Annotated in this window: 19 protein-coding genes; 10 read left to right on the forward strand and 9 right to left on the reverse strand. The window is 56.2% G+C overall.

The window, feature by feature from the left end; genetic code table 11:
* Positions 1–133: 133 nt before the first annotated feature.
* The 7 genes from D1823_RS05335 to D1823_RS05365 all read right to left on the reverse strand — a co-directional run bounded on the left by D1823_RS05335 (position 134) and on the right by D1823_RS05365 (position 6,729).
* A complete protein-coding gene (locus D1823_RS05335; protein ID WP_117868944.1) occupies positions 134–1,447 on the reverse strand; it encodes a branched-chain amino acid ABC transporter permease in 1,314 nt (437 codons plus the stop codon).
* Positions 1,444–2,454, reverse strand: a complete 1,011-nt coding sequence (locus D1823_RS05340) for a branched-chain amino acid ABC transporter permease (RefSeq protein ID WP_117868945.1) — start codon at positions 2,452–2,454, stop codon at positions 1,444–1,446. Before D1823_RS05340 ends, D1823_RS05335 begins: the two co-directional genes overlap by 4 nt.
* A gap of 208 nt (positions 2,455–2,662) precedes the next feature.
* Entirely contained in the window at positions 2,663–2,992 is a 330-nt protein-coding gene (locus D1823_RS05345) for a hypothetical protein (RefSeq protein WP_162896774.1), read from the reverse strand.
* Between the two features lie 260 nt (positions 2,993–3,252).
* Positions 3,253–3,804, reverse strand: a complete 552-nt coding sequence (locus D1823_RS05350; protein WP_117868947.1) for a hypothetical protein — start codon at positions 3,802–3,804, stop codon at positions 3,253–3,255.
* Positions 3,805–3,806: 2 nt separating this feature from the next.
* Positions 3,807–4,637 carry an ABC transporter ATP-binding protein gene (locus tag D1823_RS05355; RefSeq protein ID WP_117868948.1) on the reverse strand — a complete coding sequence of 277 codons (831 nt, stop codon included), beginning with the start codon at positions 4,635–4,637 and terminating at the stop codon, positions 3,807–3,809.
* A complete protein-coding gene (locus D1823_RS05360) occupies positions 4,634–5,422 on the reverse strand; it encodes an ABC transporter ATP-binding protein (protein WP_117872753.1) in 789 nt (262 codons plus the stop codon). The genes D1823_RS05355 and D1823_RS05360 overlap by 4 nt, the downstream gene beginning before the upstream one ends.
* 125 nt (positions 5,423–5,547) lie before the next feature.
* Positions 5,548–6,729 (reverse strand): ABC transporter substrate-binding protein, encoded by a 1,182-nt coding sequence (locus tag D1823_RS05365; protein ID WP_117868949.1) that lies wholly within the window; start codon positions 6,727–6,729, stop codon positions 5,548–5,550.
* A 153-nt stretch (positions 6,730–6,882) separates the two neighbouring features.
* Between D1823_RS05365 and D1823_RS05370 the strand changes: the two genes are divergently transcribed.
* Both D1823_RS05370 and D1823_RS05375 read left to right on the forward strand, forming a co-directional pair.
* The gene (locus D1823_RS05370; RefSeq protein WP_117868950.1) at positions 6,883–7,980 is read left to right on the forward strand and encodes a PQQ-dependent sugar dehydrogenase; all 1,098 of its coding nucleotides are present in this window, start codon (positions 6,883–6,885) and stop codon (positions 7,978–7,980) included.
* A 96-nt stretch (positions 7,981–8,076) separates the two neighbouring features.
* Complete coding sequence (locus D1823_RS05375; protein WP_117868951.1) at positions 8,077–8,604, forward strand: GNAT family N-acetyltransferase; 528 nt, start codon at positions 8,077–8,079, stop codon at positions 8,602–8,604.
* A gap of 9 nt (positions 8,605–8,613) precedes the next feature.
* Here D1823_RS05375 and D1823_RS05380 read toward each other — a convergent pair whose 3' ends face one another.
* Positions 8,614–9,618: a GlxA family transcriptional regulator gene (locus D1823_RS05380; protein WP_117868952.1), complete on the reverse strand. Its 1,005-nt coding sequence runs from the start codon at positions 9,616–9,618 to the stop codon at positions 8,614–8,616.
* Positions 9,619–9,787: 169 nt separating this feature from the next.
* Here D1823_RS05380 and D1823_RS05385 point away from each other — a divergent pair, with 169 nt between their 5' ends.
* Positions 9,788–11,158: a class II 3-deoxy-7-phosphoheptulonate synthase gene (locus D1823_RS05385; RefSeq protein WP_117868953.1), complete on the forward strand. Its 1,371-nt coding sequence runs from the start codon at positions 9,788–9,790 to the stop codon at positions 11,156–11,158.
* Positions 11,159–11,230: 72 nt separating this feature from the next.
* Here the strand turns inward: D1823_RS05385 and D1823_RS05390 are convergent, their stop codons facing one another.
* On the reverse strand, positions 11,231–11,905 hold the full coding sequence (locus D1823_RS05390; protein WP_117872754.1) for a PAS domain-containing protein: 675 nt from the start codon (positions 11,903–11,905) through the stop codon (positions 11,231–11,233).
* Positions 11,906–12,150: 245 nt separating this feature from the next.
* On the opposite strand from D1823_RS05390, the gene D1823_RS05395 reads away from it, so the two are divergent.
* The 7 genes from D1823_RS05395 (at position 12,151) to pstA (ending at position 19,412) form a co-directional block, all read left to right on the forward strand.
* Positions 12,151–13,041: a YicC/YloC family endoribonuclease gene (locus D1823_RS05395; protein ID WP_205511964.1), complete on the forward strand. Its 891-nt coding sequence runs from the start codon at positions 12,151–12,153 to the stop codon at positions 13,039–13,041.
* Positions 13,042–13,058: 17 nt separating this feature from the next.
* The gene (gmk, locus tag D1823_RS05400) at positions 13,059–13,700 is read left to right on the forward strand and encodes a guanylate kinase (RefSeq protein WP_117872756.1); all 642 of its coding nucleotides are present in this window, start codon (positions 13,059–13,061) and stop codon (positions 13,698–13,700) included.
* Complete coding sequence (locus D1823_RS05405; protein WP_117868954.1) at positions 13,697–14,221, forward strand: gamma carbonic anhydrase family protein; 525 nt, start codon at positions 13,697–13,699, stop codon at positions 14,219–14,221. The genes gmk and D1823_RS05405 overlap by 4 nt, the downstream gene beginning before the upstream one ends.
* 28 nt (positions 14,222–14,249) lie before the next feature.
* The gene (locus D1823_RS05410; protein ID WP_117868955.1) at positions 14,250–15,296 is read left to right on the forward strand and encodes an ATP-binding protein; all 1,047 of its coding nucleotides are present in this window, start codon (positions 14,250–14,252) and stop codon (positions 15,294–15,296) included.
* A gap of 183 nt (positions 15,297–15,479) precedes the next feature.
* A complete protein-coding gene (locus tag D1823_RS05415; RefSeq protein ID WP_117868956.1) occupies positions 15,480–16,520 on the forward strand; it encodes a substrate-binding domain-containing protein in 1,041 nt (346 codons plus the stop codon).
* Between the two features lie 91 nt (positions 16,521–16,611).
* Complete coding sequence (gene pstC, locus D1823_RS05420) at positions 16,612–18,084, forward strand: phosphate ABC transporter permease subunit PstC (protein ID WP_117868957.1); 1,473 nt, start codon at positions 16,612–16,614, stop codon at positions 18,082–18,084.
* Complete coding sequence (pstA, locus tag D1823_RS05425) at positions 18,081–19,412, forward strand: phosphate ABC transporter permease PstA (protein WP_117868958.1); 1,332 nt, start codon at positions 18,081–18,083, stop codon at positions 19,410–19,412. The genes pstC and pstA overlap by 4 nt, the downstream gene beginning before the upstream one ends.
* The last annotated feature ends 10 nt before the right edge of the window (positions 19,413–19,422 follow it).

A 19,422-nucleotide genomic window follows, 5' to 3' on the forward strand; every position in this document is an offset into this window, starting at 1 on the left:
CGGGTGTGAGCGCCGGCAACATACCGCAAAAAAGAAAACACTGCGGTGGGTCCGTTTATTCAGAAAATTGTTAAGAATCAAGAAACCGTGCCGGATGAAAGGCACGGTTTCGCCTATTGAAGGTGGAAGTGGCCTATTTCTCGGGGATCAGCCCTCTTGGACTGAATCTGAGAACAATCAACAGGATCAGGCCCATCGTAAACAGACGCATATGTGCGGCGCTGTCCAACAGGTGGGTTTTCAATGCGCTTCCATCCGGCATGCCTGCGGTAATGACATTCATCAGCCACAACCCGATCGGTTCCACTTGAACCCACAGGAACCAGATCAGGAATGCGCCTAGAACAGCCCCGAAATTGTTGCCGGATCCACCAACGATCACCATCACCCAGACCAGAAAGGTAAAGCGCAGCGGTTGGTAAGCGCTTGGCGTCAACTGGCCGTCCAGCGTGGTCATCATTGCACCCGCAATACCGCAAACCGCTGACCCGAGCACGAAGATTTGCAGATGGCGACGGGTAACATCCTTGCCCATGGCCTCGGCCGCCACTTCATTGTCACGGATTGCGCGCATCATGCGGCCCCACGGGCTTTTCAGCGCCATCTGAGCCATCCAGAGCAGCACCAGAAGTACAATCATGAACAGCAGAGAATAACCGAGTTTGACCGTTAGCGTTGACGCGGTAACGGGATCCAACCCGAACCATTTCGCCTGGGCAAGAAAGGCCGGGTCATTCTGCAAGTCCACTTCGTAGCCCACTACCGGGGACGGGCGTGGGATGCCATAGACATTCTTGACGCCCCGGGCCAGCCAGTCTTCGTTTTTCATGACTGCAATGATGATTTCCGCGATACCCAAAGTGGCAATCGCCAGATAATCCGAACGAAGACCCAGCGCCGTTTTACCGATCAGCCACGCAGCGCCCGCCGCCAGCAAACCGCCCGCGGGCCAGGCCAGCAGAACAGGTAGGTTAAGACCGCCGATATTGCCGGAAATCGCCGGGTCGATTGCCTCGACCGCTGAAATGCTGGGGTCGAAAACCGCGCGATAGACGAAAAAGCCGACGACCAGAACTGCGATGATGGTGAGGGTTTGCACTCGACCTTTCGGTATTCTCGTTGCCACCAGAACAGCCGCCACCACTGTTGCGGCACCCAGCAGCAAAGCCAGAACGATTCCATAGCCGCCCGCAGTCCACGCACCGGGGGTGGGTGGTGTCGAGACCAGAACAACGGCCAGTCCGCCCAGCGCGACAAAGCCCATGACGCCCACGTTGAACAGACCAGCAAATCCCCATTGCAGGTTTACACCGATCGCCATGATTGCGGAAATCAGCCCCATATTCAGGATCAGGATCGCGGTGTTCCAGCTTTGCGTAAAGCCGGTCAACAGGATCAAGCCGCCGACAATTGCGAAGAGCAGCGTATTTTTGACAGCGTCGGTCATACTGCTTTCCCCTTGAAAAGGCCCGTGGGCTTGAACAGAAGCACTATCAGCAGGATGACAAAGCTGACGGCGAATTTGTAATCGGTCGAGAGAAGTTGCACCAAACCTGACGGTTCAAGGTTTTCAGGCGCAAGATAGGTCAGGACTTTCTTCCAGGCGTACGTGATTGTCACTTCTGAAAACGCGATGATAAACCCGCCTGCAATGGCGCCCAGTGGGTTCCCCAAACCACCCACGATGGCCGAGGCAAAAATCGGAAGCAGAAGTTGGAAATACACGAAGGGTTTGAAGCTCTTGTCCAGCCCATAGAGAACACCAGCAGTCGTCGCCAGCGCGGCCACGATAATCCATGTGATCATCACCACACGTTCCGGGTTGATGCCTGACAGCAGCGCCAGATCCTCGTTGTCCGAATAGGCCCGCATTGACTTGCCAGTGCGCGTTTTGTTGAGAAACCAGAACAGCAGCGCCACGGCAACAACGGCCACGATCACCGTGATACCTTGCGACGTCTTGATGGCCAGCCCCTCGCGCAGACCGGTCATCGCCTTGAAATCGCGCGCCGACACAATGAACCGAGCACCGTCCGAAAACCTTTGGTCGTCCGGCCCGATGATAAACCGGACAAGGCCGTTCATGATGAACATCACACCCATTGAAACGATCACCAGAATAACGGGCTTCGCCTTCTGTTCACGGTAGAACTTGTAGACCAGCCTATCGGTGATCAGCACCAGCACGATACAGCCCAGGATGGCAAAGGGCAGGGCGAGCAGGGCGGTCGGCAACGGTCCAAAGCTGATCCCGGCGGCCTGCAACGCCCATGTGACAAGCACGGCGATCATCGCGCCAAAGGCCATGGTGTCGCCATGGGCAAAGTTCGAAAACCGCAGGATTCCGTAGATCAGGGTCACGCCAAGCGCGCCCAACGCCAGTTGGCTGCCATAAGCGACCGCAGGCACCAACACAAAATTCGCAAGCGCAACAAGCGCGTTGAGTAGATCCATTATTTCTTCTCACTGTCCGGGTGCGGTCTTATGGCATGACGGTCCGCGCAGGCACAATGTTTCCCGCGCGGTTTTGCGTCATATTTTTCTGCTGGTTGCGAAAAATATCCACGGGGAACACGGAAGCAGGCCAGACTTTTCAGTTGTAGTCTGGCTCAGTCACGCACCGGCCAATTCCGGTGCGTGGTCGAGATGGTCCGAAGGGGGTTCAGGCGTCCGTCTCGGTGCAGGTGCCGTGATCGGTTCCCGCGTGGGGACCCTTGATCGAGAGGTCAAAGGACATGTCGTCATAATGCACGACAAAGGTCATGACATCTTCGCCTTCAATATGGACAAACGTCATGTTGCCAACGCCTTTGAACACCATCGCGTCGCCAGAAACACTTGCAGTTTCGATGTTGCCTTTGTCTCCTTCCGGTGCCCGATTTAGGCGCACTTCACTGCCGTCGCGGTCCGACACGCAGACAAAGTGACGTTCTTCCGCAGTTGCGGCGGTCGCGCACAAGGTGGCAATGGCCACACACATCCATTTTTTCATTTTTGGGTCCTGAACAGAGTTTTTATTCAGAAGGTTCGCTTGATTTCACGGAACTTGATTTGTTTGACCGGGAAACCGTTTCCTTCACAGCGACCGGCGCTAAACGCACAATGTGACCGGATTGCAGCCGACGCGTGGAAATCTTAGGATGGTAGGGAAATTTCGGGTAACTTCGGATAAAGTATTTAATCGACTTCAGAAAACTCCGGGAACAAGGATGATGTTGGAAAGCGCCACAATGGCGTTGAGGAAGTCCATATCTAATACCAACCGGAGTCACAGTTTAGGTTTTGGATGGCGTATTTTCCGTTAAGTTTCCTGTAGACGGAAACTTCAAACGGCAGATCATCCCTCCTGTCTGAATTGGCTCTGCTATTACCAACCTCGTACAAGTCGCTTGTAACAACAAAGGCAAACCAACTTATGCCGTATGGGGAGGACTGCGCTCCAGCCAACCAATCTTGCAAACGAAAGGTAACTTCGGGCGCGTACTCCAAATCTGCGGCGTACCAAACGGGGAGAGGAAGTTTGCCCGCTTTCGGATTAATGAAGTCCACCTCAACCGTTTCTTCTTGCCAATCAAGAAAAGATAGCGCTTGTCTATCGATTGGGTCGATGTCTTCTAAATCATAAACCAGAAAAGTGTAGGTTATACTGGTTGATTCATTGGTCTTTTTGCACAGAAATTGGTGGTCGCATTTTTCAAAGATCGTGCATTCCAACTCCAAGTAGAGACTTTGCGGTCCCGAATATGCCAGAGCGGTAGTTGATGCGATTGCGAGAAAAATTGATGCTGCGGCGAGTTTAACCATCCTCACCCCCCCAAGAAACTCTTCCGAACCTCCGGATCGGCCAGCAGTTCCTTGCCCGTGCCGGTATAGGCATTGCGCCCCTGAACCAGAACGTATCCCTTGTCGGCAATCTCCAAAGCCTGGCGGGCGTTCTGTTCGACCATCAGGATCGGCAGGCCGGTGCGGGACACCTCGATGATCCGGTCGAACAGTTCATCCATCACGATCGGCGAAACGCCCGCAGTCGGCTCGTCCAGCATCAGCACCTTGGGCTGGGTCATCAGCGCGCGGCCCACTGCGACCTGTTGGCGTTGTCCGCCTGACAGCTCTCCGGCGGCCTGATTGCGCTTGTCGCGGAGGATCGGGAAGAGGTCATAGACCTGCTCCATCGTCTGGCTGATGTCGTCGCGGCGGATGAAGGCACCCATTTCAAGGTTCTCTTCCACCGTCATCGAAGTGAATATGTTCTGTGTTTGCGGCACAAATCCCATGCCACGGATTACACGGTCCTGCGGGGAGAGGTTGGTGATGTCCTCTCCGTCCAGACGCACAGACCCTGAACGGACATCCAGCATCCCGAACACAGCTTTCATCGCCGTCGACTTGCCGGCACCGTTGGGGCCGACGATGACTGCAATTTCACCCTTGTCCACGGCGATAGTGCAATCATGCAGGATGTCCGGCCCTTTGCCGTAGCCACCCGTCATGGTGTCGCCGATCAGAAAAGGGCCGCCCTCGACCTTATGCGTCGCACCACTTTTGCGATGGGCCGGGGTCATGGTGCCGACACCGTGCGGATTGGTAATCGAGGCGTCCTTGTTGCCCTTGTCATCCTGATAGGGGTTGTCACTCATGCCCCGGCCTCCAGCTTGTCTTTGTTCTTCAGGCCGGTGCCCAGATAGGCCTCGATCACGTGCTCATTGGCCTTGATCTCATCCAAAGTACCTTCGGCCAGAACCTTGCCTTCGGCCATACAGATGACCGGATCGCAGATCTTGCCGATGAAATCCATGTCGTGCTCAATGACGACGAAGGTATAGCCCCGCTCTTTGTTCAAGCGCAGAATGGTATCGGCAATGGTCATCAACAGGGTGCGGTTCACACCCGCGCCGACCTCGTCCAGAAACACGATCTTGGCGTCCACCATCATGGTGCGGCCCAGTTCAAGCAGTTTCTTCTGACCGCCGGAAACCTGACCTGCCTTGTGATCGGCCAGATGTTCGATCGTCAGAAACTCCAGCACCTCATCGGCCTTGGCCTTCAGCGCGCGTTCTTCGTCAGCGATGCGTTTGCGGCCGAACCACGTGTTCCAGAGCGACTCGCCTGATTGCGCGCCAGGCACCATCATCAGGTTTTCACGGCAGGACATCGACGGGAATTCATGTGCAATCTGAAACGTGCGCAACAGACCCTTATGGAACAGTTCATGAGGGGGCAGGCCAGTGATATCCTCGCCGTCCATCACCACCTTGCCGCTGGTCGGCGGCAGAACACCTGCGATCACATTGAACAGAGTGGTTTTTCCTGCCCCGTTGGGCCCGATCAGGCCGGTGATCGACCCTTTCTGGATTTCCAGCGATGCCCCGTCCACCGCATGAAATCCGCCGAAATGCTTGTGCACGTCCTCGACGACGATCATCTTTTCCCCTTGCCGCCTGTCCGGCGCTGTTGTTTCGACCCCGTTTATCGGGTGCGGTCTTTTTTCATTGAAACAGCCCGGACACAAGGCCCGGGCTGCTTTCATTCATAGCCTTTGACGATCAATCAACGGAAGTTGACGGTCTTGTTTTCACCGTCGGTCACTTCGATCTCACGATAGGAACCAGCGCTTTCGCCGGGGCCGATCAGTTCAACACCGGACGCACCGACATAGTCGATGTCCTGACCGTTTGCCAGCAATTCCAGACCCTTGGCCAGTTCGCCGGGATAGATTTTTTCGCCCGGGGCGTTGGCGACGTCCATGATCTTGCCACCATAGTCGGCCGGATTGGTCGATCCAGCAGCCTGCATGGCCAGCATGAACAGAGCCGCAGCGTCATAGGACTCGGGTGAATAGGGCGACGAACCGTCAAACCCTGCCGCTTCGGCCATGGCGAAATACTTCTCGGCGCCTTCACCGCCCGAACCGGCGATCTGGCCGAACGAACCATTCAGGTCGGGGCCGACATTGGTCGGCAGCGAGTCACCGATCATGCCGCCGGGCAGACCGAAGGTGTCAAATGCACCGCTGTCCAGCGCCGACTGGATGATGCCCAGGCCGCCCTGATCCAGATAGCCCGCAACAACCAGAATGTCGCCACCGGCCGAGGCCAGAGCACCGACTTCGGCCGAGTAGTCGGCTTTGCCGTCCTCGTGCGCTGCAACGATGGTCACTTCACCGCCCGCCGCCTCGTAAGAGGACTGGATCGCATCCGCCAGACCCTTGCCGTAGTCGTTGTTCGTGTAGGTCAGAGCGATCGAGTTGATGCCGCGATCTTTCAGGATATCTGCCATCACTTGACCTTCGCGCGCATCTGACGGCGCGGTCCGGAAGAACAGGCCGTTGTCTTCCATGGTCGACAGACCGGGAGACGTCGCCGAGGGCGAGATCATGACCATGCCATTCGGAATCGCGACATTCTGAAGGATCGCACCGGTCACGCCCGAGCAATCGCCGCCGATGATGCCGGCAACACCGTCCGCAATCATGCGTTCGCCGTTCGAAGTGGCCAGACCGTTATCAATGCAGCCGGTGTCAGCGCGCGATGCGGACACTTTGGATCCATCCAGCAGTTTTCCGGATTCGGTGACTTCCGAAATTGCCAACTCGGCGCCAGAACCCATTGCAGGTGCCAGCGATTCAATTGGGCCGGTGAATCCGAACAAAACGCCCAGCGTGATGTCTTCGGCCAGCGCAGGTCCGGCCAGCAAGGCGGATGCTGCAGTTGCTGTAAGCAGCTTTTTCATATGGTTACTCCCTATTGTGAACGTGTTCGTTCTGGTCACGAACCTAGGCAAGCTACCCGGAAAAGAAAAGTCCTAACGCAATCGTGTTTTTATCGATTGGAAATCTATCTGTTTTGTTAGGGTTTGCCTTAGATTGTCCGGGGAAGGTTCAACATGCTCAGAGCCGCTGCGATTCTGTTCGTCACATTTTGCACCGAAAGTGCCTTGGCACAGGCATTGTCGACCTCGGTCGGGAGTATTGAGATAACCGAAATGGCAGGCGGGCTGGATACGCCCTGGGCCGTCGGTATCCTGCCTGACGGAAGTTTTTTTGTCACCGAACGGGACGGAAAATTGTTTTATGTTCAGGACGGAGAGGCGAACGCCGTATCCGGCGCTCCCAAGGTCGCAGCTTCAGGGCAGGGCGGATTGCTGGACGTCACGATCCCGCGCGATTTCAATCAAAGCCGCGAGGTTTTTCTGACCTTTTCAAAACCGCAAAATGGTGACGCGGGCACAGCTGTCGCCGTTGCGCGCCTGTCCGAGAACGGCACGAGCCTGACAAATCTACGTTTCATTTTCGAGGCTTCCCCCGGCGGATCAGGCGGGCGGCACTTCGGCTCACGCGTAGTAGAAGCGAAGGACGGCACGCTTTTTGTAACCATTGGAGATCGAGGGGATGGGCCGCAGGCGCAGGATCGTTCGAACCCCATCGGGTCCGTGATCCGTATCAACCGTGACGGCTCGGTGCCATCAGACAATCCTTTCGTCGGACAGGCAGATATCCGACCTGAAATCTGGACCTATGGGCATCGCAACCCACAGGGGGCCGATCTGGACGCGCGCGGTAGGTTGTGGGTGTCGGAACACGGTGCGCGCGGCGGCGACGAGGTGAACCTTGTCAAACCCGGCGCCAATTACGGCTGGCCGGTCATCTCGTACGGCACACATTATTCCGGAAAAAAGATCGGCGAGGGCACCAGCAAGCCCGGTATGGAACAGCCGCGCCTGTACTGGGACCCGTCGATCGCGCCGTCGGGCTTGATGGTCTATTCGGGCGAAATGTTTCCTGAATGGCGGGGCGACATTTTCGTGGGTTCGCTGAAATTCGACTATATCGCTCGGCTGTCCGGAGACCCGCTGCGCGAGGTCGAGCAGATCAAGGGCCCCGAGACCGAACGGGTCCGCGACATCGTGCAGGCCCCGGATGGGGCGATCTGGTTCATCTCAGTCGGGCAGGGCGCGGTTTACAGGATGTCTGTCAAACAGTGACATACGAAGCATGCCAGCAGACTTTACAATTCCGTTTGCGCGTTTCCATCGCCGCAGTCAGTCTGTCCAACAGGTTACACGGTTAAGAGGATATCAATGAGTGATTTCGACATTGAATTGTGCACAAGTATCCCGCCAAGAACCGAGCTGAATGTGATTTTGGAGCAATATTATGCTCTTATTGCTCAAAGAATGCAGGGTATGGGGTTCGAATTGGATCCTTCCGCACCGCAAAGCGCACTTGAGGAATTCTGGGCGAACACGGATGACTATATGCCTCCGAACGGATGCCTGATCGTCGCAAGAAACCGCGATGGCAAAATAGTGGGGTGTGGAATGATGAAACGATTTGATCAGTATACCGGCGAGTTGAAACGTGTATTTGTAACTGAAGATGCTCGGGGCACTGGAGTGGGGCGCGCATTGATTCAAGCACGAGAACAAGCCGCCAGAGCTATGGGGCTGAAGCGGTTAATCGCAGATACACTCACCCCAAATGTGGAAATGCGGTCTTTGTATCCCAAACTCGGGTTTGTTGAACTGGACTCTCCGATCAAGACAACAACCTACAAAGATCAGCCCATGCTCCGACCGTACTTGCACTATTTCGTCAAAGAGCTTTGACGCTGAACCTTAGACTGACAATCTTCCACTTTGCGCACCACGCTCGCGATAGGGCGTGGTGTTGTAATGCGCCCGGTAGCATTTCGAAAAATGGCTAGGTGAGGCGAACCCACAGGCCAGCGCCACGTTGATGACACTCATGTCGGTCTGCATCAGCAGGTTTCGCGCCTTGTGCAGCCGCAATTCCATGTAATAGCGCTTGGGGGAACGGCTGAGATACCGGCGGAACAGACGCTCCAGCTGGCGGGTCGACATACCTACGTCCTTGGCCAGAATCGAGGGCGAGATCGGCTCTTCGATGTTCTTTTCCATCATCAGGATAACCTGGCTCAACTTCGGATGCCGGACACCGATTCGGGTCGGAGTTGACAGGCGCTGCGTGTCCTGATCGGTTCGGATCGAGGAATAGATCATCTGATCCGCTACCGCGTTGGCCAGATCCTCGCCATAGTCATCCGCAATCAGCTTGAGCATAAGGTCAATCGAAGAGGTGCCGCCCGCAGTCGTCATACGATTGCCATCGATCTGAAAGACGGCTTTGGTCAGTTCTACTTCATCAAATTCCTCTATGAAACTGTCAGAATTCTCCCAATGGATCGTCGCCTTCTTGCTATCCAGCAGCCCGGCCTTTGCCAGAGTATAGGCCGCAGTGCAGAGGCCACCGATCCGCAAGCCCCTTCGGGCTTCGCGCCGCAGCCAGTTCAGCACGCGTCTGCTGGTGGCCGCCTGAACGTCTACGCCACCGCAGATCAGAACAACGTCGTCGCGCTGCAGCTCTACCAGATCACTGTCCAGACTGAACTCGGTCCCGGCCGAGCAGGTTACCGTTTCACCGCCTTCTCCCAGCAACCTCCAGGTATATAGCTGCCTGTTCGCCATGCGGTTGGCGATGCGCAGACTGTCAAGCGCCGAAGCAAAGGACAGAAGAGAGAATTTGTCCAAGAGGACAAAAACGAAATTCCGAGGTGGAGCCGCAGTGTCTTCCACCGTGACAACTTGGCGTTGCTCTTGCATGGCTAGATGTCCTTACTTCGCGGCCGGACGGACGATCATCCAGCTGCTGATTTGACAGCCACCATGATCAAAGCTTGTTTACGTCGTCAAGAGGCGCAAATGGGATATGGTCACTCTTCCTTGCATTTTGTATAGAGACCACCTGAAAACTTCAGCGGAGATCAAAGCTATGACCGAATGGCAAAAATCGAACTGGCGCAGCAAGCCCCGGGTTCAGATGCCAGAGTATACCGACGCGGCCGCGCTGGCCAAGGTCGAGGCTCAGCTTTCACAGTATCCCCCGCTGGTCTTTGCCGGTGAGGCGCGGCGTCTCAAGCAACATCTGGGTGCCGCCGGACGCGGCGAAGCCTTCCTTTTGCAAGGCGGGGATTGCGCTGAAAGCTTTGAACAATTCAGCGCAGATGCAATTCGCGATACCTTTAAGGTGATGCTGCAGATGGCAATGGTTCTGACCTATGGTGCCAAGGTGCCAGTGGTCAAAGTTGGTCGTATGGCCGGACAATTTGCCAAGCCGCGCAGCGCCCCGACCGAGGTTGTGGATGGCGTTGAACTGCCCAGCTACCGCGGGGACATCATCAACGAATTGGCCTTCACGCCGGAAGCCAGGATTCCGAATCCCAACAGGATGTTGCAGGCCTACACGCAAGCGGCGGCGACGCTGAACTTGCTGCGCGCTTTCTCAACCGGTGGATTCGCGGATATGAGCCGCGTGCACGCCTGGACGCTGGGTTTTGCGGATGAACAGGACGTTCAGAAGTATTCCGAGGTGGCGGACCGTATTCAAGACACCATCGACTTCATGGAAGCGGCTGGTATTACTGCGGAAACAACGCATGAATTCTCGACTGTTGAATTCTACACCAGCCACGAAGGTCTGTTGCTGGAGTATGAAGAGGCACTGACGCGCCTGGATTCGACCTCGGGCAACTGGCTGGCGGGTTCAGGTCACATGATCTGGATCGGCGACCGTACGCGCCAGCCTGATGGCGCGCATGTCGAATTCTGCCGCGGAGTTCTGAACCCGATCGGTCTGAAATGCGGCCCGACCACCACGGCCGAGGACCTCAAGGTTCTGATGTCCAAGCTGAACCCCGACAACGAAGAGGGGCGTCTGACCCTGATTGCTCGGTTCGGAGCGGGCAAGGCTGGTGAGCATCTGCCACGTCTGGTCAAGGCCGTGAAGGAAGAAGGGGCAAAGGTCACCTGGGTCTGCGATCCGATGCATGGCAACACGATCAAATCGGCCACGGGTTACAAAACCCGCCCGTTTGATTCAGTTCTGCGCGAGGTGCGTGACTTCTTTGGTGTGCATCAGGCCGAGGGCACCATCCCCGGCGGTGTGCATTTCGAGATGACCGGTCTTGATGTGACCGAATGCACCGGTGGTGTACGCGCTGTGACCGAAGAAGACCTGTCTGATCGCTACCACACCGCCTGCGATCCGCGTTTGAACGCATCGCAGTCGCTGGAACTTGCATTCCTGGTGGCGGAAGAACTGACCAACCTGCGCCGCAACGGCGCCAAACGCGCGGTAAGCTAAGCGCAACTTTAACACTGACAACAGCGGGCCATCGGTCCGCTGTTTTTTTTGTTCACCGCAATCTTACGGGTTTCAATCGTCGCGTGATACCACCAGGTGAAGGTGGCCGGCAGAGCGTTTGAATTCGCGTTGTTCCTCGGCAAAACCTTCCACAGGACGGCGCGGAGTGGGCGCGGGTACCTGAATTTCGGAAACCGGTTTGATCCGTGTATCAGATAGTAAAAACCGGCGCGGTGTCTTGCCGATTGCGCCATCGGCGATCATGACCCCCAAAAGACGACTGACATCCCCCAGGTCACTTTTCAGCGGCAGAAGGATCATCCGGGCCTGCATCCTCGTACGCCCCAACACGCCACCCGAGATCAGACCCAGTTCGGCAACAGCTGGGGACGCAAAAACCTGTTCCAGAATATCCTTGGTTTGCGCTCGGGCATCGGGTTGAAAGAATGCGGTCAAAGGCATCCCCCGGACTTCCATGCCCGCAAGTGTGTTCAGATGGCTGCCTGCCAGACGAAATCGGGCCAGCCCGGGTGCTATACGTTCAAGGATAAAAGTATTTTCAAGAATATTCTCTAGCCCGCGCGGGTCGATTTGAGACCGCATCGGTACGCTGTCGCCGCTCAACAATGCGGTCCAATACGCCTCGGCCTGGCGGATCGGCGATAGGCTGCGCCCACTGTCAAAGCGATCCATTGCGACGATCTTTCCAAATTCTGACCCGGAACCTGTCCCGAAAAAGGTTTTCATTTTCATTACCCTAACGTCAATTGGCCGCTATTTTCATAAAATGCAACACAATGGAAGCACCTGCGGCCCGTAAGCCATTGCTAGGGGCAGTTTGACTCGGGTTAATTCAATTTTGGAGCAATTCTTTAACGAATGGTTAACTTGCGCCAAACAAATGCATCTTCAGCAAACTCTTGCTCTGCACCAGTCAATAGCATTAGGTGCGGCACATGCTCGAAACAGCAGGGGAACAGGAAAGGGCCATCATGATCAGATCCATGACCGGGTTTGCCTCGGGGAAGGGAACTTACGGCCTGCACAGCTGGTCGTGGGAGCTTCGCAGCGTAAACGGTAAGGGACTGGACATGCGTCTGCGTGTGCCCGACTGGTTGACCGGCCTCGAAGTTTCATTGCGGGCGACCCTGTCCAAATCTCTGAGCCGTGGAAACGTGACCCTGTCGATGCGCGTGAACCGAGAGGATTCCGCACTGGAGCTGGCCTTGAACGAAGCCGCGATGGCTGCGGCCCTGACCGCTCTTGAGCAAACAGAGGCACTGGCAGCTGCGCGCGGCATCACGCTCGCGCCGGCACGTGCGTCAGATCTCCTCGCACTCAAGGGGATGATGGATGCAGAAACCGAGGCCGACGATCCGACTCCGCTTGTTGCGCATCTGACGTCCGACTTCAAAGATCTTCTGGCCGCGTTCATAGACATGCGCAAGACCGAAGGGGAAGCTTTGGCGGCGGTCTTGAACACGCAACTGGATCAGGTCGCGGAACTGACGGCGCAAGCAGCGACGATTGCAGAGCAACGCAAGGGCAAAATGGCCGAGGCGCTGCGTGAAAACCTCGCGCGGGTGCTGGAGAATACGCAAGGCGCAGATCCTGATCGTGTCGCGCAAGAGCTGGCGATGATCGCGGTCAAGGCCGACATCACCGAGGAAATCGACCGCCTGACCGCGCATGTAGGTGCCGCACGTGAGTTGTTGGCGCAGGACGGGGCCGTGGGCCGCAAGCTGGACTTCCTGATGCAGGAGTTCAACCGCGAGGCCAACACGCTGTGTTCCAAGGCGCAAAGCTCGGATCTGACGTCCGTCGGGCTGGAATTGAAAGCGTTGATCGATCAGATGCGAGAGCAAGTGCAGAACGTAGAATAAGAATGGGAACAACTGACATGGCGGACCGCCGAGGCCTATTAATCATCCTGTCTTCTCCTTCCGGCGCGGGCAAATCGACCCTGGCCAAACGGCTGATGGCCTGGGATACGGATCTGGAATTCTCGATCTCGGCGACAACTCGTGCTCCGCGTCCCGGGGAAGAGCATGGGCGCGAGTATTTCTTCTTGTCCGAGGACGAATTCAAACAGCAGGTCGCTGATGGGCAGATGCTGGAACATGCCCATGTATTTGGTAATTTCTATGGCTCTCCCGCTGAACCGGTCCGAAACTCGATCAATGCTGGCAGGGACGTATTGTTCGACGTTGACTGGCAGGGTGAAGTGCAGATCAGAAATTCGGATCTGGGCAAGCACGCCCTGTCGATCTTCATTCTGCCGCCGTCTATCTCCGAGCTGCGTCGCCGTCTGGAAGCCCGTGGGCAGGACAGTGATGACGTTATCGGCCGACGGATGCTCAAAAGTTGGGACGAGATCAGTCACTGGGGCTATTACGACTATGTCCTGATCAACGACGATCTCGAGGCAACCGAGGACAAGCTGAAGACTATCGTAAGCGCTGAACGGATGCGCCGCATTCAGCAACCCACGTTGCAACAACACGTACGCAAGTTGCAGAATGAGTTCGAGGGATTGTCATGACCATTTACGCCTTGGGCGAGCACGCCCCGCAAATTCATGAGGATACATGGGTCGCGCCTGATGCCAATCTTATTGGAAAGGTTGTACTGGAGCAGGGGGCCTCGGTCTGGTTCGGCTGTACGATTCGCGCGGATCACGAAGAAATCCGGATCGGTGAGGGCAGCAACGTTCAGGAAAACTGCGTGATGCACATAGATGCCGGGTTTCCTTTGTCGATTGGTCGGAACTGCACCATCGGGCACAAGGTGATGCTGCATGGCTGCACCATAGGTGAAAACACGTTGGTTGGAATGGGCGCGATCGTTCTGAACGGGGCAAAGATCGGTAGGAACTGCCTGATCGGAGCAGGAGCCCTGATCACCGAGGGCAAGGAAATCCCCGACAATTCGCTTGTCATGGGATCGCCGGGCAAGGTTGTGCGCCAGCTGGACGAGGCTGCGGCACAAAGGATCACGTTCAGTGCGCTGCACTACCAAGAAAATATGCGCAAGTTTCGTGAAACCTTAAAACCTGCGCAGTAAGGCGATTGGGTTGATTGGGTTTTGAAGCATGACCGAAGACGTTCTTCAGGAAATTGTCCTTGCGATCCCGTTGCCGGCGCTGGTGGTCGATCAGACCGAACGGATCATTGCGGCGAACACGGATGCAACGTCTCTTCTGGGACAGAAAATTGTCGGGCGCCATTTCGCGACCATTTTGAGACAGCCGCAGGTTCTGGATGCCATCGAGCAAGCCCTGACAAGCAAAAGCGCAAAAAAAACTCGTCATCTGTCCAATGATGGCGCGCAGGACACAGCGTACGAAGTTGAATGCAGATATTTGAACGGGGTAGGTGCCGCGTCCGGAGGGGCCGTCATGGTGACCTTTCAGGATACCACTCATCTGGAACATGCCAGCCAGATGCGACGGGATTTCGTAGCCAATGTCAGCCATGAGTTGCGCACCCCGCTGACCGCTTTGATGGGTTTTATTGAAACCTTGCGAGGTCCCGCACGTGAAGACCCTGCGGCACGGGATCGGTTTCTCAAGATCATGGCCGATGAAGCCAACCGGATGAACCGTCTGGTCGGAGATCTTTTGTCGTTGAATCGGGTCGAAAGCGAAGAACGTGTTCGACCCAAGCAACAGCTGGAGCTTACCGGCCTTCTGCAATCCACGATAAATTCGCTGCGGCCCCTTGCGGAAGACGCTGGCGTGGTACTGTCGCTGGACGTGACAAACGGCCCGCTTTCAATCACTGGTGACGGCGACCAATTACGGCAGGTTTTAACCAATCTCATCGAGAACGGGATCAAGTATGGCGCCAGTGGCGGCAGCGTCACCGTACGTGTCTTGCCCGCGGACAGGGATCCGGCGATGCGCGGCCCGGCTGTCAGAATTCAGGTCATAGACAAAGGGCCCGGCATAGATGCCGTTCACTTGCCGCGCCTGACAGAGCGATTCTATCGCGCGGACAGTCACAGGTCGCGCCAACTGGGCGGAACGGGACTGGGCCTTGCGATCGTGAAGCACATCGTAAATCGTCATCGTGGAAGACTTCGTGTGGAAAGCGAGTTGGGAAAAGGTTCTGTTTTTACGGTGATTTTGCCCAGATAGACACCTAAGTCGGCCTTGTTCCGGCTTTCTTGGTCGTCAGCGTTTTAGCGGTTAACTCGCAAAAAAGTCCTGGTTGTCATGAAAGTGTTACACACCTGTCACAAAAGACTTACGCACGCCCCATAGGGGTGCCCGCAGGATCATCATGGGGGTGATCAAGCATACCTTTTCAGGGAGACTGAAATGTCCTTTGTAAAACTGTCGGCATCTGCGCTGGCTATCGCTGCCGTCTCGACAACCACTGCTGCGGCGCGTGACAACGTTCAGGTTGCCGGCTCGTCGACCGTTCTGCCTTATGCCTCGATCGTAGCCGAACTGTTCGGTGAAAACACAGATTTTCCAACTCCGGTCGTTGAATCCGGCGGTTCGTCGGCTGGTCTGAAGCGTTTCTGCGAAGGCGTTGGCGAAAACACCATCGACGTTGCGAACGCATCGCGCGCGATCCGCGAAAAAGAGATCAAAGCCTGTGCCGAAAACGGTGTGACAGACATTATGGAAGTCCGTATCGGCTATGACGGCATCGTATTTGCAAGCCAGCAAACCGGGCCTGACTTCACTACTTTCGAACCTGCGGATATCTTCAATGCCCTGGGCGCAAAAGTGCTGAAAGACGGCGAGATCGCTGATAACCCTTACAACAGCTGGGCTGAGTTCAATTCGGAACTGCCCGATGTTGAAATCGCTGGCTTCATCCCGGGCACCAAGCACGGCACACGTGAAGTGTTTGAAGAAAAAGTTCTGCTGATCGGATGTGAAGAAACCGGCGCAATGGAAGCCATGATTGCTGGCGGCATGAGCGAAGACGACGCTGAAGATGCTTGTCTGGCGGTTCGCACCGATGGCAAATCGGTCGATATCGACGGTGATTACACCGAAACTCTGGCGCGTATCGACACCAACCCCAACGGCATCGGCGTGTTTGGTCTGGCGTTTTACGAAAACAACGCCGACAAGCTGAAGGTTGCGACCATGTCGGGTGTTGCCCCGTCGACCGAGACCATTTCCACCGGTGAATATCCGGTTTCGCGCCCGCTGTTCTTCTATGTAAAGAAAGCTCATATCGGCGTGGTCCCGGGCCTGAAGGAATACGCTCAGTTCTTCACTGCTGACGAAATCGCCGGTCCGTCAGGCCCGCTTGCCAACTACGGACTGGTTGCTGATCCTGAGCTTGCAAAAACTCAGGACGCCATCGCCAACGAAGTCACCATGGGTTCGGGCAGCTAAGTCTGACACTGGTTTAACGCATCTTGGGGCGACGGATCAGTCGCCCCTTCATTGTCTTTTCTCATCGCAATCGAGAGTAACTGGGGGTGTCATGCCGATACTTTGGCTTATTCTGATCGTGTCTGCGATCGCAGCTGTCGGCTATATACTTGGACGCATACGCGCGTTGCAGAACGCAGGTGGTGACAGTCGGAACCTGCATTCCCTGCCCACCTTTTATGGCGCGAACGTTGCGCTGAAGACGCTTGTCCCTGCTGTCGGTCTCATGATTGTCTGGCTGTTGGCACAGCCTTTCTTTGTTAACTCGCAGGTGTCAGGCATGATACCGGAAACAGTGATCAAGGAAGGCTCTTCGCGCAGTCTGGTCATGGCGGAAGTACGCCGCACAGCCGCCGGGCTGGACAGCGCGGTCGCACAAGGCAACCTGACCGAGACTGTCGCCAGCGATGCCCATGCAGATGTCACGGAGATTACCCGGAAACTGAAGGAAGCAGGCCAGGTGGTGACGTCGGACATCACCCAGCCGGTATTGCGCGCAGCTCAGGGCTATCGGGCCATGAGCTCGACCGGCTATGTAATCATGTCCGTCGCTGTTCTCACGGTTGCTTTGATCGGCGCCGTAATGGGCTGGTTGCAAACCAACGCTGACTATCGTGCGCGCAACGTTGTTGAACAGGGCGTTAAAGCCCTTCTTCTGGCCGCCGCGTCGGTAGCCATTCTGACAACAGTGGGCATTGTCCTGTCCCTGGTTTTCAACACCTGGGAATTCTTCAAGCTCTACCCCGCATCAGATTTCTTTTTCGGCATGACCTGGGCACCCAGCTTTTCGGGCCGCGGAGGGTTGTCCGAACTCGGCATAATACCGTTGCTTTGGGGGACGCTTTACATCTCTGTCGTGGCGCTGCTGGTTGCGGTGCCGATAGGATTGTTCGCCGCGATCTACCTCAGCGAATACGCCTCGTCCCGTTTGCGGTCTTTTGCCAAACCATTGCTTGAGGTTTTGGCCGGTATTCCGACCATTGTTTACGGTCTCTTCGCGCTGTTGACCGTCGGTCCACTTCTGCTGGACGTTTTCGGTGACAATGGCCTGGGGTGGATGAAAGCCGGCACCGCCGTGATGACAGCCGGTCTGGTGATGGGGATCATGTTGATCCCGTTTGTCTCTTCGCTGTCTGACGACATTATCAATGCGGTCCCGCAGGCGATGCGCGACGGCTCATACGGTCTTGGTGCCACGCAATCGGAAACCATCCGTCAGGTCGTTCTGCCCGCCGCGTTGCCGGGTATCGTCGGCGCGATCCTTCTGGCTGCATCGCGCGCCATCGGCGAGACCATGATCGTGGTTCTCGGGGCAGGGGCCGCGGCCCGCCTCAGCCTGAACCCGTTCGAAGCCATGACAACCGTGACAGCCAAGATCGTCAGTCAGTTGACCGGCGACGCTGACTTTGCCTCCCCCGAGGCGCTGGTCGCCTTCGCGCTTGGCATGACACTATTCATTCTTACTTTGGGGCTTAACGTTTTTGCCCTGTATATCGTGCGTAAGTACCGGGAGCAGTACGAATGACCGACACCAGCATGCAAAGCCCGCAATCCGGTCGACATACGATCTCGCTCACGGCTACTGACGCGCACACGAAGAAACGGGCCAGAGCCGAAAAACGTTTTCGCGCATATGGCATCGCTGCAATTGCAACTGGCCTGTTCTTTCTGGTTGTCTTGTTTGCTTCAATCCTGTCGCAGGGGATCCCGGCCTTCCAACGCACGGTCGTCAGTGTGGATTTCACGCTGACTGAGCCGCAGAGGGACGAGGTCGAAGAGACCTTGTTCAAGACAAAGGCCTATTCCAACCTGTTCATCGCTCAGTTGAACAGTGAACTTGCTGAACGCGGAATCAGCGTTGATTTTGATGAGGCCGCGATCGAGCGTCTTTTGGGTAAAGTCGGCGGGACAATCCGGACCTTCTATTCCGAAAACCCAGATAAGCTCGGCGAGCCGGTCAGTTTCGATCTGGCGGCATCCAGCCGGGTGGACGGGTATTTCAAAGGTCGCGTGTCCCGTGACACCATGCAGGACAGCCGGTTTCTGCAAAAAAGCGACCTGGATCTGGTCGATGCGCTGGAAGAGGCAGGCATCATCAAGCAGGCATTCAACTGGCCATTCATTACTGGTGCCGACGCAGGCGTGGACAACCCCGGCGGTGCAGGCATTGGTGTCTCGGTTGTTGGATCGTTCTTCATGATGCTGGTGGTACTTTGTCTGTCACTGCCGATTGGCGTTGCTGCTTCGATCTACCTCGAAGAGTTTGCGCCGCAGAACAAGTTCACTGACCTGATCGAGGTGAATATCTCGAACCTGGCAGCGGTTCCGTCCATTGTCTTCGGTATTCTGGGCCTGGCCGTGTTCATCCAATTCATGCACCTGCCACAATCGGCACCGCTTGTCGGCGGTCTGGTTCTGACCCTGATGACACTGCCGACAATCATCATCTCGACCCGTGCGTCTTTGAAAGCGGTTCCTCCTTCGATCCGCGATGCGGCATTGGGGGTAGGGGCCTCAAAAATGCAGGCGGTGTTCCATCACGTGCTGCCATTGGCTGCCCCGGGCATTTTGACAGGTACAATTATCGGTCTTGCACAAGCCTTGGGAGAGACAGCGCCGCTCCTGCTGATCGGCATGGTTGGATTTGTTGCGCGAGGTTATCCTGACGGCTTCCTCGCGGGCTTTACCGAGCCGAACTCAGCTATGCCCGCCCAGATCTATACATGGGCCGCACGCGCTGACGCCGGCTTTTACGAGAAGGCGTGGGGTGGGATCATCATCCTTTTGATGTTCCTGCTGACCATGAATATCATCGCAATCATCTTGCGCCGCCGCTTTGAACGCCGCTGGTAATAGGGGCCGA

It is taken from the genome of Ruegeria sp. AD91A (assembly GCF_003443535.1).
In the GTDB taxonomy this organism is placed as follows: Bacteria; Pseudomonadota; Alphaproteobacteria; order Rhodobacterales; family Rhodobacteraceae; genus Ruegeria.